The sequence below is a fragment of the Arthrobacter sp. Y3223065 genome (assembly GCF_059090885.1).
Window position 1 is genome coordinate 61,305 of the sequence record NZ_JBNHGC010000003.1, and the last position, 20,404, is coordinate 81,708.

Annotated in this window: 18 protein-coding genes and 2 tRNA genes; 10 read left to right on the forward strand and 10 right to left on the reverse strand. The window is 65.6% G+C overall.

The window, feature by feature from the left end; all coding sequences use genetic code 11:
* Positions 1-29: 29 nt before the first annotated feature.
* The 3 genes from AC5RUK_RS08865 (at position 30) to AC5RUK_RS08875 (ending at position 2,509) form a co-directional block, all read left to right on the forward strand.
* Complete coding sequence (locus AC5RUK_RS08865; RefSeq protein WP_494151956.1) at positions 30-1,508, forward strand: phosphohexomutase domain-containing protein; 1,479 nt, start codon at positions 30-32, stop codon at positions 1,506-1,508.
* Positions 1,505-1,993: a hypothetical protein gene (locus AC5RUK_RS08870; protein ID WP_494106649.1), complete on the forward strand. Its 489-nt coding sequence runs from the start codon at positions 1,505-1,507 to the stop codon at positions 1,991-1,993. The genes AC5RUK_RS08865 and AC5RUK_RS08870 overlap by 4 nt, the downstream gene beginning before the upstream one ends.
* A 66-nt stretch (positions 1,994-2,059) precedes the next feature.
* The gene (locus AC5RUK_RS08875) at positions 2,060-2,509 is read left to right on the forward strand and encodes an RrF2 family transcriptional regulator (RefSeq protein ID WP_494106650.1); all 450 of its coding nucleotides are present in this window, start codon (positions 2,060-2,062) and stop codon (positions 2,507-2,509) included.
* A 116-nt stretch (positions 2,510-2,625) separates the two neighbouring features.
* On the opposite strand, the gene AC5RUK_RS08880 is transcribed toward AC5RUK_RS08875, so the two are convergent.
* On the reverse strand, positions 2,626-3,189 hold the full coding sequence (locus tag AC5RUK_RS08880; protein WP_494106651.1) for a hemerythrin domain-containing protein: 564 nt from the start codon (positions 3,187-3,189) through the stop codon (positions 2,626-2,628).
* A gap of 251 nt (positions 3,190-3,440) precedes the next feature.
* Positions 3,441-5,279: a phosphoenolpyruvate carboxykinase (GTP) gene (locus tag AC5RUK_RS08885; RefSeq protein WP_494106652.1), complete on the reverse strand. Its 1,839-nt coding sequence runs from the start codon at positions 5,277-5,279 to the stop codon at positions 3,441-3,443.
* Positions 5,280-5,637: 358 nt separating this feature from the next.
* On the opposite strand from AC5RUK_RS08885, the gene AC5RUK_RS08890 reads away from it, so the two are divergent.
* The 4 genes from AC5RUK_RS08890 (at position 5,638) to AC5RUK_RS08905 (ending at position 8,539) form a co-directional block, all read left to right on the forward strand.
* Positions 5,638-5,714: transfer RNA gene (locus tag AC5RUK_RS08890), tRNA-Arg, on the forward strand.
* Positions 5,715-5,884: 170 nt separating this feature from the next.
* The gene (locus AC5RUK_RS08895; RefSeq protein WP_494106653.1) at positions 5,885-6,439 is read left to right on the forward strand and encodes a carboxymuconolactone decarboxylase family protein; all 555 of its coding nucleotides are present in this window, start codon (positions 5,885-5,887) and stop codon (positions 6,437-6,439) included.
* Positions 6,436-7,326 carry an RNA polymerase sigma factor SigJ gene (gene sigJ, locus AC5RUK_RS08900; RefSeq protein WP_494106654.1) on the forward strand — a complete coding sequence of 297 codons (891 nt, stop codon included), beginning with the start codon at positions 6,436-6,438 and terminating at the stop codon, positions 7,324-7,326. The genes AC5RUK_RS08895 and sigJ overlap by 4 nt, the downstream gene beginning before the upstream one ends.
* Positions 7,327-7,450: 124 nt before the next feature.
* Entirely contained in the window at positions 7,451-8,539 is a 1,089-nt protein-coding gene (locus AC5RUK_RS08905; RefSeq protein ID WP_494106655.1) for an NAD(P)-dependent alcohol dehydrogenase, read from the forward strand.
* A gap of 100 nt (positions 8,540-8,639) precedes the next feature.
* Here the strand turns inward: AC5RUK_RS08905 and AC5RUK_RS08910 are convergent, their stop codons facing one another.
* Positions 8,640-9,161: a SixA phosphatase family protein gene (locus AC5RUK_RS08910; RefSeq protein WP_493988844.1), complete on the reverse strand. Its 522-nt coding sequence runs from the start codon at positions 9,159-9,161 to the stop codon at positions 8,640-8,642.
* A gap of 57 nt (positions 9,162-9,218) precedes the next feature.
* On the opposite strand from AC5RUK_RS08910, the gene AC5RUK_RS08915 reads away from it, so the two are divergent.
* Positions 9,219-10,670: a dihydrolipoyl dehydrogenase family protein gene (locus AC5RUK_RS08915; protein ID WP_494106656.1), complete on the forward strand. Its 1,452-nt coding sequence runs from the start codon at positions 9,219-9,221 to the stop codon at positions 10,668-10,670.
* 25 nt (positions 10,671-10,695) lie between these two features.
* On the opposite strand, the gene AC5RUK_RS08920 is transcribed toward AC5RUK_RS08915, so the two are convergent.
* Positions 10,696-11,559, reverse strand: coding sequence for a winged helix-turn-helix domain-containing protein (locus tag AC5RUK_RS08920; RefSeq protein ID WP_494106657.1), 864 nt, complete (start codon positions 11,557-11,559; stop codon positions 10,696-10,698).
* A gap of 523 nt (positions 11,560-12,082) precedes the next feature.
* Entirely contained in the window at positions 12,083-12,718 is a 636-nt protein-coding gene (gene upp, locus AC5RUK_RS08925) for a uracil phosphoribosyltransferase (protein WP_493988841.1), read from the reverse strand.
* Positions 12,719-12,779: 61 nt separating this feature from the next.
* Here upp and AC5RUK_RS08930 point away from each other — a divergent pair, with 61 nt between their 5' ends.
* Together AC5RUK_RS08930 and AC5RUK_RS08935 are read left to right on the forward strand one after the other, a co-directional pair.
* Positions 12,780-13,262 (forward strand): nucleoside deaminase, encoded by a 483-nt coding sequence (locus AC5RUK_RS08930; protein ID WP_494106658.1) that lies wholly within the window; start codon positions 12,780-12,782, stop codon positions 13,260-13,262.
* A 151-nt stretch (positions 13,263-13,413) separates the two neighbouring features.
* Positions 13,414-13,501, forward strand: a tRNA-Ser gene (locus AC5RUK_RS08935).
* Between the two features lie 668 nt (positions 13,502-14,169).
* Here AC5RUK_RS08935 and AC5RUK_RS08940 read toward each other — a convergent pair.
* From AC5RUK_RS08940 to AC5RUK_RS08960, 5 genes are all read right to left on the reverse strand, one after another.
* Positions 14,170-15,402, reverse strand: a complete 1,233-nt coding sequence (locus AC5RUK_RS08940; RefSeq protein ID WP_494106659.1) for a saccharopine dehydrogenase family protein — start codon at positions 15,400-15,402, stop codon at positions 14,170-14,172.
* 161 nt (positions 15,403-15,563) lie between these two features.
* Complete coding sequence (locus tag AC5RUK_RS08945) at positions 15,564-17,192, reverse strand: type I restriction-modification system subunit M (RefSeq protein ID WP_494106660.1); 1,629 nt, start codon at positions 17,190-17,192, stop codon at positions 15,564-15,566.
* Between the two features lie 267 nt (positions 17,193-17,459).
* Positions 17,460-18,446 (reverse strand): zinc-binding dehydrogenase, encoded by a 987-nt coding sequence (locus AC5RUK_RS08950; RefSeq protein ID WP_494106661.1) that lies wholly within the window; start codon positions 18,444-18,446, stop codon positions 17,460-17,462.
* A gap of 216 nt (positions 18,447-18,662) precedes the next feature.
* Positions 18,663-19,292, reverse strand: a complete 630-nt coding sequence (locus AC5RUK_RS08955) for a superoxide dismutase (RefSeq protein WP_494106662.1) — start codon at positions 19,290-19,292, stop codon at positions 18,663-18,665.
* A gap of 31 nt (positions 19,293-19,323) precedes the next feature.
* Entirely contained in the window at positions 19,324-20,367 is a 1,044-nt protein-coding gene (locus AC5RUK_RS08960) for an LLM class flavin-dependent oxidoreductase (protein WP_494106663.1), read from the reverse strand.
* Positions 20,368-20,404 lie beyond the last annotated feature (37 nt).

Here is a 20,404-nt window from a genome sequence, read left to right on the forward strand (position 1 = left end):
TCCACAGCGGCCCCTTATAAGCTGGTGAAGTGAGCAGCATAGATCTCGGCCTGTCCTTCAAGGCCTACGACGTCCGCGGGATCGTGGGCGAAACCATTACGGCGGCGACCGTCGAGGCGACCGGTGCCGCGTTCGTGGACGTGTTGTCCCTGGCCGGGCAGACCGTGCTGGTGGGCGGCGACATGCGTCCGTCCTCGCCTGAGTTCGCCGCCGCGTTCGCCCACGGCGCGGCCGGCCGCGGGGCCAACATCCGCATGCTGGGGCTGATCTCCACCGACGAGCTCTACTACGCCTGCGGGTCCTTGGACGCCGCCGGGGTGGTGTTCACCGCCAGCCACAACCCCGCGCAGTACAACGGCCTGAAGATGGCCAAGACCGGGGCGGTCCCGGTCTCCTCCGATACCGGCATGTTCGACATCCGCGACCTGGCGCAGAAGTACCTCGAGACCGGCATCCCCGACGGCACCGAACCCGGGACCATCAGCGAAACCAACGTGCTGGCCGGTTACGCCTCCTACCTGCGCTCCCTGGTGGACCTGGCCGGCATCCGTCCGCTGAAGGTAGTGGTGGACGCCGGGAACGGCATGGCCGGCATGACCACCCCCGCCGTGCTGGGCGACACCCTGCTGCCGGCGCTGCCGCTTCAGGTCGTGCCGCTGTATTTTGAGCTGGACGGAACCTTCCCCAACCATCCGGCCAACCCCTTGGAACCGGAAAACCTGGTGGACCTGCAGGCCGCGGTCATCGAGCACGGGGCGGACATCGGCCTGGCCTTCGACGGCGACGCCGACCGGTGCTTCGTGATCGATGACACCGGGGCGGTGGTCTCCCCCTCGGCGATCACCGCGCTGGTCGCCCGGCGGGAAATCGCCCGCGCCCGGGCCGCCGGCGAAGAAAGCCCGGCGGTGATCCACAACCTGATCACCTCCCGCGCGGTGCCCGAAACCATCACCGCCGCCGGCGGACGCCCGGTGCGCACCAGGGTGGGGCACTCGTTCATCAAGGCGCACATGGCGGAGGAGAAGGCCGTGTTCGGCGGCGAACACTCCGCCCACTACTACTTCCGCGACTTCTACAACGCCGACACCGGCATGCTCGCCGCCATGCACGTGCTCGCCGCCCTCGGCGAGCAGGAGTCGCCGCTGTCCGAACTGGCAGCCGAATACGACCCGTACCACGCAACCGGCGAACTGAACTCCCAGGTCGAAGACAAGGACGCCGCCATCGCCCGCGTGCTGGCCGACTTCGCCCCCGCCCTCGCGTCCGATCCCGCCGCGGCCGGAACGGACACCACCGCCGGTAACTGCCCGGCCGCCTATGCGGGCACCGGGGTAAGCGTGGACCGGCTCGACGGCACCACCGTGGTCGCCGACGACGGCTCCTGGTGGTTCAATCTGCGCCCCTCCAACACCGAACCCTTCCTGCGGCTGAACGCCGAAGCCACCAACCCCGGCCTCCTCGACACCCTCCGCGGCCACGTCCTGGCCCGCGTCCGGGACGCAGGATGAGTGCCTCGTGGCGGGACGGCATCCCCGCGGAGATACTGGCCGATATCGACACCCTGTTCGGAACGGGGCTCGGGGTGGCGCAGGAACAGTTGACCGAGCATGGGGCGTTCCTGCCCGCGGCCCTGGTCACCACGCACGACGGCGGACTGCGGCTCGTGGTCGTCTCCCCCGACGACCTGGACGCCGAGGCAGCCGAGGTCAACGTGGACGGCATGATTGAGGACCTGTACGCCACCCTGCGCCAGGATCGCGCCGATTTCCGCGCCATCGCCGTCATCAGCGACATCTTCCTGCCCGAAGAGGACGCCGACGCGATCCAGATTGCCGTGGAGCACTCGGCCGGCATCGCAGTCTCGGCCATCCAGCCCTATCATCACGACGACGACGGCACCTGGAGCTACCCGGACCCCTTCGTGGACCCGCAGGAACGCCTCGTGTGGCCCGATCAGGAACCCGACGAAGGAGCCGAGCCGCCCCGGGGCTGATCGGCCGGACCGTTCCCGGCGCACCGTGGCCAATTCCGGTCCGGGCAGGCCACTAAAATAGGCAGCATGCGTATCAATGCCTTCTCGGACGTGTGCCTGCGTGCACTGATGCTGCTTTCCGCGGCGCCGGAAGGCGAACTGATGACCACACAGGCCATCGCGGACGGCGTAGGCACCCCCTACAACCACGTCAGCAAGGCGGTGCTGAAGCTGCGCTCGCTCGGACTGGTCGACGCAGTGCGCGGCCGCTCCGGCGGCATCCGGATCAGCGCAGCCGGACGGCTGGCGACGGTGGGCGGGCTGCTGCGGACCCTCGACGCGCGGGAGGACCTGGTGGATTGCGAGTCCGCCAGCGGCGACTGCCCGATGAACAACAACTGCGCGCTGCGCGGAGCGCTGCGCCGGGCCCGCGAGGCCTTTTACCGCGAACTGGATCCCCTCGTCGTGTCTACGTTGCCACACCGGTCGCAGATGGAGCCCGTCTTCATGGCGTTGCTCACGCGCCGTCCGGCGTGATCCACGCCGGGCCGCGCCACCTTTGACCACTGCGGCGGTCGGTGGCCTCCGGGAACCGCCAGCCCGCGTCCCCGTGGAGCGGCCTGCCCGCCGGCTGCCCCTTGACCCGTCTCGCCTCAGCCGGTCTGGCGTCCCGAGAGCTTGTCGCGCAGCCGGTCCACCATGCCGACGCCGGGTCCCACGGTCTTGTGGAACAGCTCGGAGTGCGGGGCGCTGGGATGAGGCCTGGTCGGCGCGACCTTCTTGGCGCTCTGGACCTTTTCACCCAGATCGACGAGCTTGTCCTGGGGAATGTGGGCGCGCAGCTTCGGGAACTGATCAGTCTCTTCGTCGTTTGCGTGGTGGCGCAGCTGTCCTGCCAGTTCCCTGACCAGCTCCATGAAGGTCGGATCGGAAGAGTCGACGTCCTCCATCCGCTTCATGAGCCGAACGATTTCGTCGTGCTCCTTCTTGTCGTGCTCAACCTCTTCCTTGCCGTTCGGCACGTGTTCTTCAATCACGGGGTAAACAAGCATCTCTTCGGCGACGGCGTGGCGCATAACCTCGGCAATGACGGTATCGGCCAGGTCCCGGCGCTGGCCGGGGTCTGCGGTCTGCTCGATCTGGCTGAGCAGTTCGATCATTTCGCGGTGATCGGTCGTGAGGATATCGATGACATCCCCGCCCTGAGTATCGGCCATGGAACGCCCTCCTTTGGGTCGTTGCTCCTGAGCGTGCGTGGGAGGCCTCAACATACCAATGAGCGGCACCCGAATCCACGGTCCGAAGCGCTTTCGGGGTGCTGGAGCGCGAAATCATGGCGGCCGGTCTAGACCGGATGCCCGCGGGGCCATCCGGGGTCGAAGATCGGCCGTTAAGCGGATGAGGCCCCCGCGCAGCTGCGCGGGGGCCTCATCTCGGGAGCCTGTGCTGGCGTCCCTCCTTCAGTCAATCAGGCGAAGCGGACCTGGAGCTGCTTGAGTTCGGCATCCAGTTCCTCGGGCAGGGAATCGCCGAACTGTGCGTACCATTCCTCGATGCCCTTGAGCTCTTCCTTCCACTCCTCCGGATCCACCTTGACGGCTTCTTCCACCTGCTCTCGGGTCATGTCCAACCCGGTCAGGTCGATCGAATCGCCGGTCGGGATGTAGCCGATCGGGGTTTCCGTGGCGTCCGCGGTGCCCTCGATGCGTTCGATGGCCCACTTGAGCACCCGGGAGTTCTCCCCGAAGCCGGGCCAAGCGAAGCCGCCGTCGGCATTGCGGCGGAACCAGTTGACCAGGAAGACCTTGGGCAGGCGGTCCGGGTTGGCCTTTCCCTCGATGGTGCCCCAGTGCTTGAGGTAGTCGCCGGCGTTGTAGCCGATGAACGGAAGCATGGCCATCGGGTCGCGGCGGACCACACCGACGGCGCCGGAGGCTGCCGCGGTGGTCTCGGACGACAGGGTGGAGCCCATGAAGATGCCGTTGGTCCAGGAGCGGGCCTGGGTAACCAGCGGGATGGTGGTCTTGCGGCGGCCGCCGAAGAGGATCGCGTGGATCTCCACACCGTCCGGGCTGTAGTACTCCTGTGCCAGCATGTCGATCTGCGAGATCGGCGTGCAGAAGCGGGAGTTCGGGTGGGCCGCCGGCCGGCCGGACTCCGGTGTCCAGTCGTTGCCCTCCCAATCGATCAGGTGATCCGGCACTTCGTCGGTCATGCCCTCCCACCAGACGCCGCCGTCGTCGGTCAGTGCCACGTTGGTGAAGATGGAGTTGCCCTTGGCGATGGCGCGCATGGCGTTGGGGTTGGTGCTCCAGCCGGTGCCCGGTGCGACGCCGAACAGGCCGTACTCCGGGTTCACGCCGCGCAGTTCACCCTCCTTGCCGATGCGCATCCAGTTGATGTCGTCGCCGAGGGTCTCGGCCTTCCAACCGTCGATGGTCGGATCCAGCAGCGCCAGGTTGGTCTTGCCGCAGGCCGAGGGGAAGGCTGCCGCAATGTTGTACGCCTTGCCCTGCGGGCTGGTGAGCTTGAGGATCAGCATGTGCTCGGCCAGCCAGCCTTCGTCGCGGGCGATGACCGAGGCGATGCGGAGGGCGTAGCACTTCTTGCCCAGCAGCGCGTTGCCGCCGTAGCCCGAGCCGTAGGACCAGATGGACCGCTCTTCGGGGAAGTGCACGATCCACTTCTCCTCGTTGCACGGCCAGACCACGTCGGCCTCACCGGGCTCCAGCGGGGCGCCAAGGGAATGCAGCGCCGGGACGAAGAAGGCGTCCTCGGCCTCCATCTTGCGCAGCACGTCGGTGCCGATCCGGGCCATGATGCGCATGGAGGCGACCACGTAGGCCGAGTCGGTGATTTCCACCCCGTACTGCGGCTGCTCTGCGTCCAGGGGCCCCATGACAAAGGGAATCACGTACATGGTGCGTCCGCGCATGCTGCCGGCGAAGCGCTCCGTGAGGATCGACTTCATCTCGGCGGGGTCCATCCAGTTGTTGGTGAACCCTGCGTCTGCCTCCTTCTCGGAGCAGATGAACGTCCGCTCTTCGACCCGGGCGACGTCCTTCGGGTCGGAGAAGCCGACGAAAGAGTTCGGGAACAGCTCCGGGTTCAGCCGCTTAAGGGTGCCGGCCTCGACCAGCTGGTCGGTCAGGCGCGCGTACTCCTCTTCGGAGCCGTCCACCCAATACACGGAGTCGGGCTGCGTCAGCTCTGAAACTTCGGCAACCCAGGCCAGAAGCTTTGCGTGTGTAGTTGGGGCATCCATAAGTGTTTCCTCAAGAACCGGCTGACGCGTAATATCGCCCATGACTCATCCCTTTCCTGGGCCAGTGGTGTTTCTAGATGCTATGGGTCGATGGCTAGACCAGCTGGCTGCCGAAAAAGGGGATTTGCCCGGGTCGGATAGCATGGGCCCGGAATTCCGGGCTTTTTCTACGTGTCAACCGCCACCCGTGTGATTAAGGTCATATAGACCGGTCTAGTTCATATGTCCTTTGATGGGTCCGTCACACCGACTTCCCAGGCCCGGCAGTCCGTCCACGGGGATGAGGCACGACCGCCAAGAGCCGGGATGCGCGGAATTCCGGGGCGGAGGCCGGCGGGGCTCCCTCGATTTGGCGACTGTCCGGCAAACACGCTACAGTTGTATCCGGCCGCGAGGCCAAGCGCCCATAGCTCAGCTGGATAGAGCGTCTGTCTACGGAACAGAAGGCCGGGGGTTCGAATCCCTCTGGGCGCACCAACGAAATGCAGTCCGGTCACCGACCGGGCTGCATTTCTCTTTGCCGCCAATGTGCCGCAGCCCGGCGGTTTCTGAGGCTTGGACGTCCTTTGGGCCTCATGTCACACCCGCTGCTTCCGCGGTGTCTTCCTTGTATCCCCGCTCGCCGGGGCATCGACGAGGAGGACAGCATGGCACGGATACCCCTGGAGCACTCCCCCAGCCTGTTCCTGAGAATCATGTCGGGCTACAGCAAGCGGAAGTACGGCAAGGTGCTGGACCCCGGCCTGGCGATGCTGCACAACCGGCGGGTGCTGTTTGCCTGGCTGCGGCACGAAAGTTCCGTCGCCAGGTTCAACACCGTGCCGCCCGTGCTCAAGGCGTTGGCCGTGATGGGAGCGGCTTCCTCAATCGGCTGCAGTTGGTGCATTGACTTCGGCTACTGGGAATTCCATCACCGGGGCGTGGACCCGGCGAAGCTGCGGGAGGTGCCGCGCTGGCACACGGCTACCGTTTACACTCAGCTGGAACGCGATGTGCTCAGTTACGCGGAGGCCATGACCGCAACCCCACCCGCCGTCACGGATGACCTTGTGGATAGGCTGAAGCAGCATCTGGACCCGGCCCAGCTGGCGGAGCTGACCTATCTGATTGCGGTGGAAAACCAGCGGTCGAGGGTTAACGCGGCGTTGGGCCTGGCCAGCCAGGGCTTCACGGAAACCTGCAGCGTAGGAGGTTTGAGATGACGACGACCCAGGCAAACCTGGCCGTGTTCCAGCAGCACCGCGGGCTCCTCTTCGGAGCTGCGTACCGCCTCCTGGGCAGCGCCGCCGACGCCGAGGACGTCCTGCAGGAGGCGTGGCTGCGGTTCTCCGACGTGCCGCAGGACCATGTCCGGGAGCCGCGCGCCTTTCTCCTGCGGACGGTGACCAATCTGGCGCTGAACCAGATCCGCGCCCAGCAACGCCGCCGCGAGAATTACGTCGGGCCGTGGCTGCCCGAGCCTGTCAGCTCCCTGCCGGGTGCCCCGACCCCTCCCGCGCCGGACGACGCCGCCGTGCTGGCCGACGATGTCTCGCTGGCCATGCTGGTGGTCCTGGAGCAGCTCTCCCCCTTGGAACGTGCGGCCTACATCCTAGGAGAGGTCTTCGGCTACCCGGCACCGGAGATCGCCCGGACGCTGGGCCGCTCGCCCGCGGCGGTACGGCAACTGATGTCGCGCGCCCGTGACCACGTCGCCAGCCGGCAGGCCCGGAACCAGGTGGATCCGGCCCTGCACCGGCGGATCACCGAGCAGTTCCTGCACGCGGCCAACACCGGGGCCATCGAGCCGCTGCTGGGCTTGCTGGCTCCGGACGTCGTACTGACCAGCGACGGCGGCGGCCAGAAGTCCGCGGCGCTGCGGCCCATCTTCGGGGTCGAGAAGGTGCTGCGCTTCCTGCTCGGCATCACCAGCAAGCCGGGCGCCCCCTTCCATCTGCACGTCGCCGACGTCAACGGGCTGCCCGGGTTGGTGGCCGTGGACGAGGACGGCGCGGTGGACACGGTCGCGGGCTTCAGGGTCGATGACGGCTTGGTCCGGGAAATCTTTCTCATCCGGAACCCGGACAAGCTTGGCCGCATCAGCATCTAGCTGCACTGACCTCGTGGCGGTCATCACTGCCGGCCGAACCAGCGGGCATGAGACGGTTAAAACAGGCATCCGCGCCATCGCGCGTGGGCCTGTTGTGTTGGTCCCGGATTTAGGAGGAGTACCCATGAAGGTCACCGCCGCCGTCGTGCGCGAGACGGGCGCACCGCTTTCAGTTGAAGAGCTGGAGCTTGCCGAGCTCCGGCCCGATGAGGTGAGGGTCCGCATGGTCGCCACCGGTATCTGTCACACGGATTCGACCGCCCGAAATGGGGCTTATCCCCTCCAGTGGCCGGCGGTGCTCGGTCACGAGGGCGCCGGTGTTGTGGACGGTGTGGGAACCGCGGTGACGAGCGTCGCGGTCGGTGACCACGTGGTGATGGCGCCGGCATCGTGCGGTACGTGCAAGCAGTGCCGCCGCGGGGAGATGGCGTACTGCGAGCACTACATCGCCATCAATCTCAGTGGTCGCCGCACCGCGCTCTCGGCCGACGGCGAATCCGTGGCCTCGCACTTCTTCGGCCAGTCATCCTTCTCGTCCTACGCGAACGTGCTGGAGCGCTGCGTGGTCAAGGTCGATCCCGAGGTTCCGCTGGAGATGCTCGCCCCGCTGGGCTGCGGGCTGCAGACCGGGGCCGGGGCCGTGCTCAACGATCTGCGGCCGGAGGCGGCGACATCGCTGGCGGTGATCGGTGCGGGCGCGGTCGGCTCGGCCGCGATCATGGCCGCCAAGATCGCCGGCTGCACCACGGTGGTCGCGGTGGATCTGCACGACAACCGCCTGGAGACGGCGCTTGAACTCGGCGCGACCCACACCATCAACTCCGCCAAGACGGACATGGGCGAGGAACTGGACCGCATCACCGGCGGGGAGGGGGTGGACTACATCGTCGACACCACCTCCGTGCCCGCGGTGCTCAACCAGGCTGCCCGGGCGCTGGCGTTCCGCGGCACGCTGGTGGCCGTGGGCAACACGACCTTCGGCACCGAGGCGCCGTTCGAGATCGGCGAGTCCCAGGTCAAGGGATGGACGTTCAAAATGAACGTCCAGGGCAGCTCGGTGTATCAGGTCTTCATTCCGCGCCTGATCGAGCTATGGAAGCAGGGACGGTTCCCCTACGACAAGCTGGTCAAGACCTACTCCTTTGCCGACATCAACCAGGGATTCGAGGACTCGGCCAACGGTTCCACGATCAAACCGATCCTTCTCTTCTGATCGGCGGAGTCCCCGCCCGGGCAGGCGCGGCCGTGGCCAGTCCTGGCCGCTGGGCTTCGGGCCAAGGCGCACCGCCCGGGCAGGCGCTGGATGACGCGCGTCAGCGCAGCACCACGAAATCGGTGACCGCGGCGTCGCGCCCGTCCAGCTCCGCCCAGCTCTTGCCATGCCGCAGCACCGTCAGGCCTGACGTCGGATAGTGCGTGGCCATGTCCACCACGGCCTCCTCGTCGGAATCCACCGACGCCAACCGCATCGCCAGGTCCTGCACCGCCGGCATGTGGGCCACCACCAGCAGTGACGTGATGGTGTCGGGCAGCTGGTTGATTTCGGACAGGACCCGCACGGCCGGCGCGTCGTAGAGTTCGTCGGACAGCATGGGCGTTGGCGCCTTTTCCCCCAGCTCGCTGCACACCCAGGTGCAGGTCTGGCGGGTGCGCAGTGCCGACGAGCACAGGATGAAGTCCGGGATGCAGTCGTGCTCCACCATCCACCGTCCGATCTGCGGTGCCTCGTCGTGGCCGCGCTGGGCCAACGGGCGCTCGTGGTCCTCGACGCCCAGCGGCCACGCGGCCTTGGCGTGGCGCATGATCATCAGCTTCTTCAGGTGGTGGTCGTTCACACCACGAGTGTAGTGCGGGCCCTTGCCTCCGCCTCCTCCCGGTGCAAGGCTCGGAACATGGCAGAGCGGACGCTGGAAGCGGATGTCGTGGTACTCGGGGCAGGGGCGGTCGGTGAGAACGTGGCGGACCGAACCACCCGCGGCGGGCTCAAGACCATCCTGGTGGAATCGGCGCTGGTCGGCGGCGAGTGTTCCTACTGGGCCTGCATGCCCTCCAAGGCGCTGCTGCGTCCCGGCACGGCCCTGCAGGCCGCACGCAGCGTGAAGGGCGCGGCCCAGGCCGTGACCGGCGGCCTGGCGGCGGAGGCGGTGTTGGCCCGCAGGGATTCGTTCACCTCCGGCTGGGACGACGGCTCGCAGGTGGAGTGGGTAAAGGGCGCCGGCATCGAATTGGTCCGCGGCACCGCCCGGCTCAGCGGTCCGCGCGAAGTGACGTCCACGGACGACGACGGGACCGAGACCCGCATCACCGCACGGCACGCCGTCGTGCTGGCCACCGGTTCAGCGCCGAACGTTCCGCCGCTCGACGGGCTGGACGGCATCGATTACTGGGGAACCCGCGAAGCCACCTCCGCCCGGGAGGTCCCGGAGAGCCTGCTGGTGCTGGGCGGCGGTGTTTCCGGCTGCGAGCTCGCGCAGGCGTACGCCCGGTTGGGCACCGACGTCACCTTGGTGGCACGCGGGGACCTGCTGACGAACGTCCCCGAACCCGCACGGCGGCTGGTGGAAGCCGGGCTGCGCCGCGACGGCGTGCGGATCCGGCTCCACACGCCGGCGGCACGGGTGGATGCGCACGACGGCGGCGTCACCCTCACCCTGTCCGCTGCGGGTGCCGACGGGGAGACGGGTGCGGCTGACACCGTCACGGGTGCCAAGCTGCTGGTCTCCACCGGACGACGGCCGGCCCTGTCGGGACTTGGCTTGGAGGAGCTGGGACAGGATCCGAAGCGGCTGGAGGTGGACGCCAGCGGGCGCGTCGTCGGAGTTGACGGGGGCTGGTTGTACGCGGTGGGCGACGCGGCCGGCAAAGCCCTGTTGACGCACCAAGGCAAATACCAGGCGCGGGCCACCGGGGATGCCATAGCCGCCCGGGCAGCCGGCGAGCTGGACGGCGACCCGGAACCGTGGAGCCGCTTTGCCAGTACTTCCGACGAGGCGGCGGTTCCCTCGGTGATATTCACCGATCCGGAGGTCGCCGTCGTCGGCCTATCCGAAGGCCAGGCAAGGGATCGCGGGCTTAATGTGTCCGCCACCCAACTGCCGATCGCCGTCGCCGGATCGTCCCTGTATGCCGACGGCTACCAGGGCTGGGCCCAGATGGTGGTGGACGAGGACCGCAAGGTCGTCGTCGGCACGACGTTCACCGGGCCCGGCGTCAGCGAATTGCTGCACTCGGCGACCATCGCCGTCGTCGGCCAGGTCCCGCTGGGCCGCCTCTGGCACGCAGTGCCCTCCTACCCCACCATCAGCGAAGTCTGGCTCCGCCTCCTCGAAGAATACGGGCTCTAGCTGAGGCAGCGCAGGCAGGTAGAACCTAGATGGAGTACTCCGGCGCGGCCCAGACCACTACTTCCGGGTGCTCGTAGAACCGGTAGCCTTGGCCGCGGACGGTACGCACGGTGTTGGCCAGGCGGCCCAGCTTCGAGCGGAGCCGGCGGATGTGCACGTCGATGGTGCGTTCGTTCGGAACTTCCTCGGCGTTCTTCCACAGCCCGGAGAGCAGCTCTTCACGGCCGACGGTGCGGGTGGCGTTCTCCACGAGGTAGTTGAGCAGCTCGAATTCCTTGAACGTCAGGTTCAGGGTGTCCCCGTCCAGGTGCACCTCGCGGCGGGAAAGATCGATCAGGACGCCGCTGGGGCGGTTGGCGTGCGAGGCCGGCTGCGGCTGCCGCTGGATCTCCACGGCCGGGGTCCGCGGACGGCGGCTGACGGTCGGATCGCCCAGGGCCTGGCGCACCACGTCAATGTTTTCGCCCGGGGCGTCGGCCGGAGCCAGGGCCACGGCCCCGTGGGTCTGGGCGTCCGGAGCCAGCGACTGCACGTAGCCGCGCACCTGGGAAGCCAGTTTGCTCAGCGTGGTTCCCTGGGCGGCGGCGGCTTCCTCGTCCAAGCCCACATAGAGAACAAACCCGCGGGCAACAGTGTCATTCGACACCGCCTGCGGGCCGGGAATTCCATTGGGGGTGACCACGGGGGTCGGGGCAGTGGTCGGGTTGGGGGCAGCGGCGTCGAACTGGCCGGGAACAGCGCGCAACACGCGGTAGGCCTGCTGGTCCCCCGGGTAAGCCGGCTGCCCGGCGAACTGCGGGTGCTGTCCGGCTGCCTGCCGCTGGGCGGCGGCCGCGCGGTTCTGGGCGTTGCGGACGGAGATGTGGACGTATCCGGATGAAACTGACATTAGAACCTCATGTGTGAAAATGGCCGTCATCGCGGCGCGAATGCATGGGTGTGCCCGCACGGGATGTTTCTGGTGCCCGCCATTGGACAGATGAATTGCCTGAATAACTCGAGGGGTGGTGAGTTAGGCCTGCATTCGGCAACAGTCCGCCAGTCCGCCGGGATACGTCCCGTAACTGAAGGCTGCGGCTGCAGATGCTGTTGCGTTGTTGTTCACAACCATGAGTTTGCTCGTAACAAAGCTTACGTGCAAGTAATATAAGCCTGCTTGTCTCACATAGTGAGAAGAAGCAGTGGTTTTGTGCCACACATCACACCATCGATGTGCATAAATATCAGCCAACGGTCGGCCTTGCGGGCAGCTGCTGAATAATTATTCATCGAGGCGTTTGGTTCGACCTCGGACGCGCCGGGTGCAAACCGCGGGAATTTGCAAGCCATCCAAAGTGTGGACACCCCTGGTTCTTGCGGGCCACCGTGTGGCAGCCCAAAAAACCCGTCAGAGGTGCCCGTGGTCGGCAGCGTCAGCCGGCAACGCCGTAGAGCCGGTCGCCGGCGTCGCCCAGGCCGGGCACAATGTAGGCCTTTTCGTTCAGCCGCTCGTCGATGGAGGCCACCACGATGGAGACGTTCCGGTCCTCGAGCTCATCGCGCAAGGCCTGCAGCCCTTCCGGTGCCGCAAGCAGGCAGATGCAGGTGACGTCGGCGGCGCCGCGGGCGAAGAGGAACTTGATGGATTCGCGCAGCGTGCCGCCGGTGGCGAGCATGGGGTCGAGCACGAACACCTGGCGGCCGGTGAGGTCGGCCGGCAGCCGCTCGGCATAAGTAATGATGTCCAGGGTTTCCTCGTTGCGCGCCATGCCCAGGAAGCCCACTTCGGCGGTCGGCACCAGCTTGGTCATGCCCTCGAGCATGCCCAGGCCGGCGCGCAGGATCGGCACCACCAGCGGCGTGGGCTTGGTGAAAGCCGTCCCGATGGTCCGGGTCACCGGTGTCTCGATCTCCACCGGCTCCGTGTGGACGTCGCGGGTGGCCTCGTAGGCCAGCAGGGTCACCAGTTCTTCGGTGAGTTGGCGGAAGACGGGCGACGGAGTGGTCTTGTCGCGGAGAACGGTGAGTTTGTGGGCAACAAGGGGATGATCCACTTCGAGTACGCGCATTCCACAAAACTACCGGCAGCCGGATAGCAGGGACAAACACCGGGCCTGCCAGAATGATGGCATGGGCCCGATTGATCCGCAGCACCACCAGTGGATGGGCCTTGCCCTGGACCAGGCCCGCTTGGCCCTGGAGACCGCCGATGTGCCCATCGGCGCCGTGGTGATGGGGCCCGACGGCGCGGTGCTGGGTTCCGGGCGCAACGAACGGGAGGCGCTGCACGACCCGACCGGCCATGCCGAAATGGTGGCCATCCGGGAGGCGGCCCGCAAGCTCGGCTCCTGGCGCCTGGACGGCTGCACGCTGGTGGTCACGCTGGAACCGTGCGCCATGTGCGCAGGCGCCATTGTGCTCGCCCGCATCCCCAAAGTGGTCTTCGGGGCGTGGGATGAGAAGGCCGGCGCCGCCGGCAGCGTTTTCGACGTCCTGCGCGAACGGCGGCTGAACCACTGGGTGGAGGTTTACCCGGAGGTCCGCACCGACGAGTCGGCAGCCATGCTGCGCGCGTTCTTTGCGCGCCACCGAGGCGAACTTCCGGAGGACTAACACTCTCCTTCCGTCGTTGCACGTGCGCGGCCGCTCCCGCTGGCTTCGGCGCCAGTCCCGGCCTCACGATAGGGACTTAAGCCGGCCAGTCCGGCCGCCCCGCCGGACCGTTTTGGGGCTGAGGGCCAACAGCGGGTAAAGTTGACGCGTTGGTGACGTGTCCGAGCGGCCGAAGGTGCAACACTCGAAATGTTGTTTGGTGAAAGCCAACGTGGGTTCAAATCCCACCGTCACCGCCAACTGAGAAGGCCCCGGTTCCCTTGTAAATAAAGGGAACCGGGGCCTTTCGCGTATGCGAGGGTTGCGCTCTTGGCAAAGAATTGGCAAAACTTTGTAATCCGCTGGCACCCAGTCCGGCCACCATTGGCACGCCGAGGGATGACCAGCTCACAGCCGTACCCCTTTGGATGCAGGTCCCGGTCGAACGGCCACCTCGGAATGGGCACCAAGCGATGCGCAGGGTCAGCGGGTTCCTTCGCGCCGTGAGCCGCGGTGCAAGGCCGTGCAGCGGCACGGCCTTTCCGTGCCCTAGCGCGCGTAAGCCGGTCCCCTACCGCGCAAAGATGAGCGAGGACTTATGCCAGTGCCTGGATAAGTCCGGTGCGCCATTTGAGCATTCTTCATTGAGGCGCCTGTCCGGACATACTCACGGTTATCGGCCCTTAAAAACGGGCAGAGGGAGTGGCTGCTCAAGGGCTCCGCGACTTGGAGGAGAGTGCTGGTCTGGACTCAGGGCGTGAAGGTGCGCGCCGGGGCGGCCCAGGGTTAAAAGCCGATTTGGAAGCATCGCTGGTCGCGATCATTAGATGACCCTGGCATACTCCCTCGGCGAAATCCCATCGGGCCGCTAGTCGGACTGGTCCAGTCAATGATTGCCCCGTTATCAGGGGACCTGCAGGATCTGGGTTCAGGCGAGTTTGGTTACCTGGTAAGTGTGGCCGGCCGCACGGAGTCGCTGCATGAGCACGTTGCCGAGTGCAGTGGCCGGTGTTAGCGACCCTTTCGCAGTCGGCAGCCGGTCACCGTCGAGGGCAAGAGCGAGTGCAGTCTCCCCTGCCATCACGGCGGTGGCGGCATAGCCGGGATCGCCGGGGCCAGCAGCAATCGCCTGGTATCGGTGCCCGTTCTCGGCGCGGGCGGTTACCTGGGAGTGGAACCAGCCCGCGCGCTGCGTGCTGGTGCTCGGACCCGAACCTGGTGACGGAAGACAGCGGTCGAGCACTCCTCGGGTCGGCGGGAACGCCATCGCGCCCGTGAATGCCCGGAGCCCGAGTGCCATTGCCCTTGCGATGACCGCTCCTGCCGGTCCGCGGGCTACCCCCATCACCTCGCCGTACTGAAGGGAGCGGCCGTAGGCCCAACCCTGCAATGCGTTGCTGCGGCGCACTGTCCGAGTGTTGACCGCGGCCATGATGAAAGGCGCGGTCCAGGTGCCGTCATCGGAACGGCGCACAGGACCGGCGTCGGGAGGCTGTTGTGTCGTCGGCTCCCGTGTGCGGTCGGGGCTCAGAGCGTAGGGGTCCGCGGCTAATGACCGCAGGGCGGTGCTCGATCGCATGGCGTCGAGCTGCCCGCGCATCGACTCGAGCGTGCCTCCGCTGATGCCACCCTTGGCCGTAGCAACGAGTTGGACCTCGACCAAACCGCCAGCGCCATCGGCTTCTGCTGCCTGATGAAGCAGCAATACAGCGAGGTCGGACGGCACGGAGTCGTAGCCGCAGGAGTGCACAATCCGGGCCCCGCTCGTCCTGGCCAGAGTGTCGTAGCGATCGATCGCCTCCCGGACGAAGGACACCTCACCCGCGAGGTCGGCGTAGTGGGTACCGGCCCGTGCGCAGGCGTCGACGACAGGTAATCCGTGTTTCGTGTATGGACCGACGGTTGTGAGAAGCACGCGCGTGCCCGCGGCCAGGGCAGCGATCGAGTCCGCGTCCTCCGAGTCGGCTTCGATGAGGGCCCATCCGTGTGCCGCGACCGGCAACTGCGACCGAACCGCCTCGAGTCTGGACCTCGACCGGCCCGCGAGTCCGACTCGCATGCCGGTCGGTGCATGCTCCGCGACGTAGCCGGCGATCAGTCGGCCAACGAAACCCGTCGCTCCGTAGAGAACGAGGTCATGTTCCCGGGATGAGTTGTCCATAACTGCAGCCTTTCACAGCGGCAACTCCAAGCTGACACACGGCTCCTTGCTTTGGTCCTCGGGTACCGTGAGTGGTCCTGCTTGGGAGACTGGCTCGCGTTCCGTGTGTTCGCCAGTTCAGGTACACATCAACCTGACGTCAGCTGAGTCGCCGGAATCCGTCAGAGTAGAGTGCCATCTCGCATTTTCTGACGCTCTCTGGCTACAGTCTTAGATTTCACTCTGACGAGATGAATCCCGCCGTGGCCCGTGATCAGGGCTTCCAGGGAGATCCGCAGGGCTGCTGTCTCGGGTCCTGCCAGCTTGGCGAACTGCTTCTGGTCCAGCACCGCGTCGATGCGTTCTTCGGTAACCGTGAAACTGAGCTTAAGTGGACGCTCGACGGTGATGGTGCGGTAGAAGAAGTCGGTGACGTCGAAGATTTTCGACTGCTCGTTCTCCTCAAACTGACCGTAGAGCTTGACGATAGCTTCGATGTCCTCGGGGCCAAGCTCATTGCGCTTGGAGCCTAGGCTTTTGCGCATCTTCCGGAAGTACGAGGTGCCGTCGATCATCTGGACCTTGCCGGTCCGTTCGCGTGCCTTGTTCTTGGACAGGACCCAGACGTAGGTGCTGATGCCAGTGTTGTAGAACATGTCGGTGGGCAGGCCGATGATCGTCTCAAGGTAGTCACGCTCCAGGATCCATTTGCGGATCTCCGATTCCCCGGACCCGGCGCCACCGGTGAATAGGGGCGAGCCGTTCAGCACGATGGCCGCCCGGCCACCGGCAGAGGTATCAGTCTTAGGGCGCATCTTGGAAATCAGGTGCATCAAAAACAGCAGGGACCCGTCCGAGACGCGGGGCAGACCGGGTCCGAATCGGCCGGCGAAGCCGCGCTCGGCGTGCTCCTCGCGGATCGCCTTCTCCTGCTTCTTCCAGTCCACTCCGAACGGTGGATTGGATAGGCAATAGTTGAAGGTCGTGGCGTCGTGTCCGTCGTTGAGCAGGGTGTCCCCGAAGACGATGGCGTCCACGGACTGGCCCTTGATGACCATGTCAGCCTTGCAGATGGCATAGGACTGAGGGTTGATCTCCTGCCCGGCCAGGGTCAGGGTCGCCTTCGGGTTCATGGCCCGGAGGTGGTCTTCAGCCACCGAAAGCATGCCGCCGGTGCCGGCCGTGGGATCGTAGATGCTACGGACAACATTCGGCTTACGCAGAGCTTCGGTATCGGCATCGAAGAGAACATCGACCATCAATTCGATGACCTCACGCGGAGTGAAGTGCTCACCGGCGGTCTCATTGGAGGATTCAGCAAACTTCCGGATCAACTCCTCAAAAACATGACCCATCCTGGCGTTGTCGACCACGTCCGGATGAAGGTCAACTTCGGTGAAGCGCTGGATGACCAGGAAAAGCAGGTCGGCCGCTTCCAGTTCCTCGATGCGGTCCTCTATCTTGTACTTCTCAAAGATGTCCCGGACGTTCCCGGAGAAGGAGTTCACATACTGGAGCAGGTTCTCGCGGACGTTTTCCGGATCCCCGAGGAGCGATTTCAGGTCAAACCGGCTGGTGTTAAAGAACGAGTGCTTGTGCCCAGCGCGCTGGGCCAACAGAACCGGACGAACCGGAAGTCCCTTAGCCTTTGCATCGGCCACAACTTCCAGCACCGCATCTTTGGTCTCCTCTAGCACGCAGTCCAGACGTCGCAGCACAGTGAACGGCAGGATGAAGTCGCCGTACTGGTGAGCCTTGAAGTTGCCGCGGAGCAGGTCCGCGATAGACCAGATAAAGGATGCGTAGTTCATAGCTGCTTCCAGGAACACGGGCAGGGTCTCCCCCAACCAGACCGATGTTTACTGGATCCACCTTATGGGCAGGAACCGCGAGCGAATGTGTCCTCGGCTGAACCTTTAAGCTCCCGGAGCCGATAACAGCGCATACGTCTGCCCCCTTATCGCCCTACGCTTCTCTCCCCTCCGAGCAGATGCTAGGCCGCAAACACCAGGGAGGCACCCCCAGCCAGAGCTGGAGGTGCCTCAAAGGGCTTGCGGGAAGCCGGGAACAATCTGCCCTCAGTCGATCATGGCGACCAACCTGCCGATAACTTCCCCGCGGGCCAGCCTGCCGACACCTTCTGCGATCTCGTCGAAGGAAATTCGGGTGATATGGGATGACAGTTTGCCGTCGGCCACCAGTTGAAGCACATCCGCGCAGTCCTGCAGTGTTCCTGCCTGGGAACCGACAAGCTCTACCTCGTTCAGCGTGAGCTGCTGAAGGTTGATAGTGCCCTCACTTCGTCCCAGCCCCACCTGGACAACGCGACCGCCGCGGCGCACCGTCTCAACAGCACCAGCAGTTGTGGTGCCGAAACCGGCAAAGTCGACCACCAGATCCAGCTGCTTATCAGAAAAGTCCCTGATGTCCTTTGACACTGCCACGGCGCCTATTTCGAGCGCCATCGGGTGCACCTTTTCGTTAACTTCGGCGACGTAGAGCTCTGCACCGTTGGCGACTGCCGTTTGTGCGCCAAGAGAGCCCAAACCGCCCAGTCCGATAACGCCTACCTTCATCCCCGGCTTGAGCCTGCCTTGCACCATCATTGCGTGGTAGGAGGTCATGCCGGCGTCGGTCGCTGCGGCCGCCTGGTCGAAGGGAACGCCATCGGGCAGCAGAGCCACCAGCCGTGCGGGAGCCACGACCTTCTCCGCGAAGCCTCCGTTAAGCGAGGTGCCGGGCCCTTCGATCGCGGCGGGGATGACGGCTTGGTCCCCCACTTTGAACGCGGTGACATCGGCACCTACTGCAGAGATGATGCCGGCGATCTCATGACCGAGGGTGATCGGCCGGAAAGGAAGCAGGGGCGTCAGTGTTCCGTCCATAAACCCGACATCGCTGTGGCACAGTCCGGCAGCCTTGACGTCCAAGACAACCTCATCCGCCGCAGGCTCGGGCGCAGGAACCTCGTTCAGGGAGAGCGGTGCATCGATTTCAGTAAACTGCCAAGCCTTCACTACATTCACTTCCTTACACGGTACGCATACGCATATATGCGAATGCATCTACTCTATCTTCTTCTATACTTCCGGACAAAACACCAAGCCGTTGCCGGCACGGGGTCAGGTGCGCAAACAGGAGCAATTGACCTCGGCCGACGCGGCCTCCGATGGCGGGCGGATCGAGATGACCGCCGGCCTCCGGACCGTCGGTGGAGACCTTCCATCTCTGAGGTCACGGGCGGCTCAGACCGGGGCCAAGCCGCCCGTGTTGGTCCGGTGTTACTTGGCCGGGGTGATCAGCGCGGAGGCGCCGGCGCGGGCGCCGTCGAAGCGGGCGGCGACGTCGGCCCAGTTGACGATGTTCCAGAACGCCTTGACGTAGTCGGCCTTGACGTTGACGTAGTCAAGGTAGAAGGCGTGCTCCCACATGTCCAGCATGAGCAGCGGGATGGTGCCCACCGGAATGTTGCCCTGCTGGTCGTAGAGCTGCTCGATGACCAGGTTGCCGCCGAGGGGTTCGTAGGCCAGCACGGCCCAGCCCGAGCCCTGCAGGCTCAGCGCGGCAGCGCCGAAGTGGCCGCGGAACGCGTCAAAGGAGCCGAAGTACTCATCGATCGCGGAAGCGAGTTCGCCGGTGGGTTTGTCGCCGCCTTCCGGGGAGAGGTTCTTCCAGAAGATTGAGTGGTTGGTGTGGCCGCCGAGGTGGAAGGCCAGGTCCTTGGACAGCTTCGGCACGTTGCCGAATTCGCCCTTGGAGCGGGCCTCGGCCAGCTGCTCCAGCGCGGTGTTCGCGCCGGCCACGTAGGTGGCGTGGTGCTTGGAGTGGTGCAGCTCCATGATCCTCGCCGAAATGTGCGGCTCCAGGGCCGCGTAATCATAGTCGAGTCCGGGCAGTTCGTACTTACTCATGGTTGTCTTCCTTCTTTCGTGTGGGTGTGGGCTATTTGGCGGCCAGGAGGCGCTCGACGCGGGGCTTTACCTCAGTGGCCAACAGAGTGAGGGATTCGAGGAAGTGCTCGTGGGGCAGCCCGCCGATGTCCATCTGCAGGAAGTGCCGCATGTGGCCCAAGTAGCCGTGCAAATGGACAATACGTTCGGCCACTTCGTCCGGGTCGCCGATGTAGTAGGCTCCGGGCGCATCGGCCTGGGCGAGGTAGGCCCGCTTGTCGGGGGCGGGCCAGCCGCGCAGCCGGCCCATCTCGACATTGAGGTTGTGCCAGCCGGGGTAGAACCGGTCGAGCGCCTCTGCTTTGGTAGGTGCGACCAGCCCGATGGCGGCGACGGAGACCTTGGTGGTTTCCGCTGGGTGTCCGGCCTGGGCCGCGGTGGCCCGGTAGAGCTCGGCGAGCGGGGCGAAGCGGTGCGGGGCTCCACCGATGATGCCGTAGGAGACGGGCAGGCCCAGCTGGCCGGCGCGGGCGGAGGATCCGGCGTTGCCCCCGGTGGCCAGCCAGATCGGCAGCCTGCCGTTCACCGGGCGGGGCACGACGGCAAGGTTGTCCAGGGACGGGCGGCGGGAGCCGGACCAGCTCACGTATTCGTCGTCGTTGCCATTGATGGTCATGAGCAGATCGAGCCTTTCGGCATAGAGCTGGTCATAGTCGGTCATGTCGTAGCCGAACAGGGGGAAGGTTTCGACCGAGGACCCACGGCCGGCGGTAATCTCGATCCGCCCACCGCCGGATACCGCGTCGGCGGTAGCGAACTGCTGGAAGACCCGGACGGGGTCGTCAGTGCCGATGATGCTTGCGGCGCTGCCGAGGATGATCTGTTTGGTCGCGGCGGCGGCCGCTGCGATCAGCGCACCGGGTGATGAGGCCGGCATGCTCGTGGTGTGGTGTTCTCCGACGCCGAAGTAGTCGAGTCCTTCCCTGTCGGCGTGGACGATGGCCTCGAAGAGGTTGCTGACGGCTTCGGAGGTGGAGCGTGGTGTGCCGTCGGGGTTCAGTTGGGTGTCGCCGAAGCTGTAGGCGCCGATTTCCATGGTGTTTCCTTTGGGGTTAGTCAGTTGGGGTCGGGAG

Coding starts and splice junctions, on each gene's coding strand:
- AC5RUK_RS08870 (WP_494106649.1), top strand. CDS start 1,505: ATGAGTGCCTCGTGGCGGGACGGCATCCCCGCGGAGATACTGGCCGAT.
- AC5RUK_RS08875 (WP_494106650.1), top strand. CDS start 2,060: ATGCGTATCAATGCCTTCTCGGACGTGTGCCTGCGTGCACTGATGCTG.
- AC5RUK_RS08880 (WP_494106651.1), bottom strand. CDS start 3,189: ATGGCCGATACTCAGGGCGGGGATGTCATCGATATCCTCACGACCGAT.
- AC5RUK_RS08885 (WP_494106652.1), bottom strand. CDS start 5,279: ATGGGCGATATTACGCGTCAGCCGGTTCTTGAGGAAACACTTATGGAT.
- AC5RUK_RS08895 (WP_494106653.1), top strand. CDS start 5,885: ATGGCACGGATACCCCTGGAGCACTCCCCCAGCCTGTTCCTGAGAATC.
- sigJ (WP_494106654.1), top strand. CDS start 6,436: ATGACGACGACCCAGGCAAACCTGGCCGTGTTCCAGCAGCACCGCGGG.
- AC5RUK_RS08905 (WP_494106655.1), top strand. CDS start 7,451: ATGAAGGTCACCGCCGCCGTCGTGCGCGAGACGGGCGCACCGCTTTCA.
- AC5RUK_RS08915 (WP_494106656.1), top strand. CDS start 9,219: ATGGCAGAGCGGACGCTGGAAGCGGATGTCGTGGTACTCGGGGCAGGG.
- AC5RUK_RS08920 (WP_494106657.1), bottom strand. CDS start 11,559: ATGTCAGTTTCATCCGGATACGTCCACATCTCCGTCCGCAACGCCCAG.
- upp (WP_493988841.1), bottom strand. CDS start 12,718: ATGCGCGTACTCGAAGTGGATCATCCCCTTGTTGCCCACAAACTCACC.
- AC5RUK_RS08930 (WP_494106658.1), top strand. CDS start 12,780: ATGGGCCCGATTGATCCGCAGCACCACCAGTGGATGGGCCTTGCCCTG.
- AC5RUK_RS08940 (WP_494106659.1), bottom strand. CDS start 15,402: ATGGACAACTCATCCCGGGAACATGACCTCGTTCTCTACGGAGCGACG.
- AC5RUK_RS08945 (WP_494106660.1), bottom strand. CDS start 17,192: ATGAACTACGCATCCTTTATCTGGTCTATCGCGGACCTGCTCCGCGGC.
- AC5RUK_RS08950 (WP_494106661.1), bottom strand. CDS start 18,446: ATGCATTCGCATATATGCGTATGCGTACCGTGTAAGGAAGTGAATGTA.
- AC5RUK_RS08955 (WP_494106662.1), bottom strand. CDS start 19,292: ATGAGTAAGTACGAACTGCCCGGACTCGACTATGATTACGCGGCCCTG.
- AC5RUK_RS08960 (WP_494106663.1), bottom strand. CDS start 20,367: ATGGAAATCGGCGCCTACAGCTTCGGCGACACCCAACTGAACCCCGAC.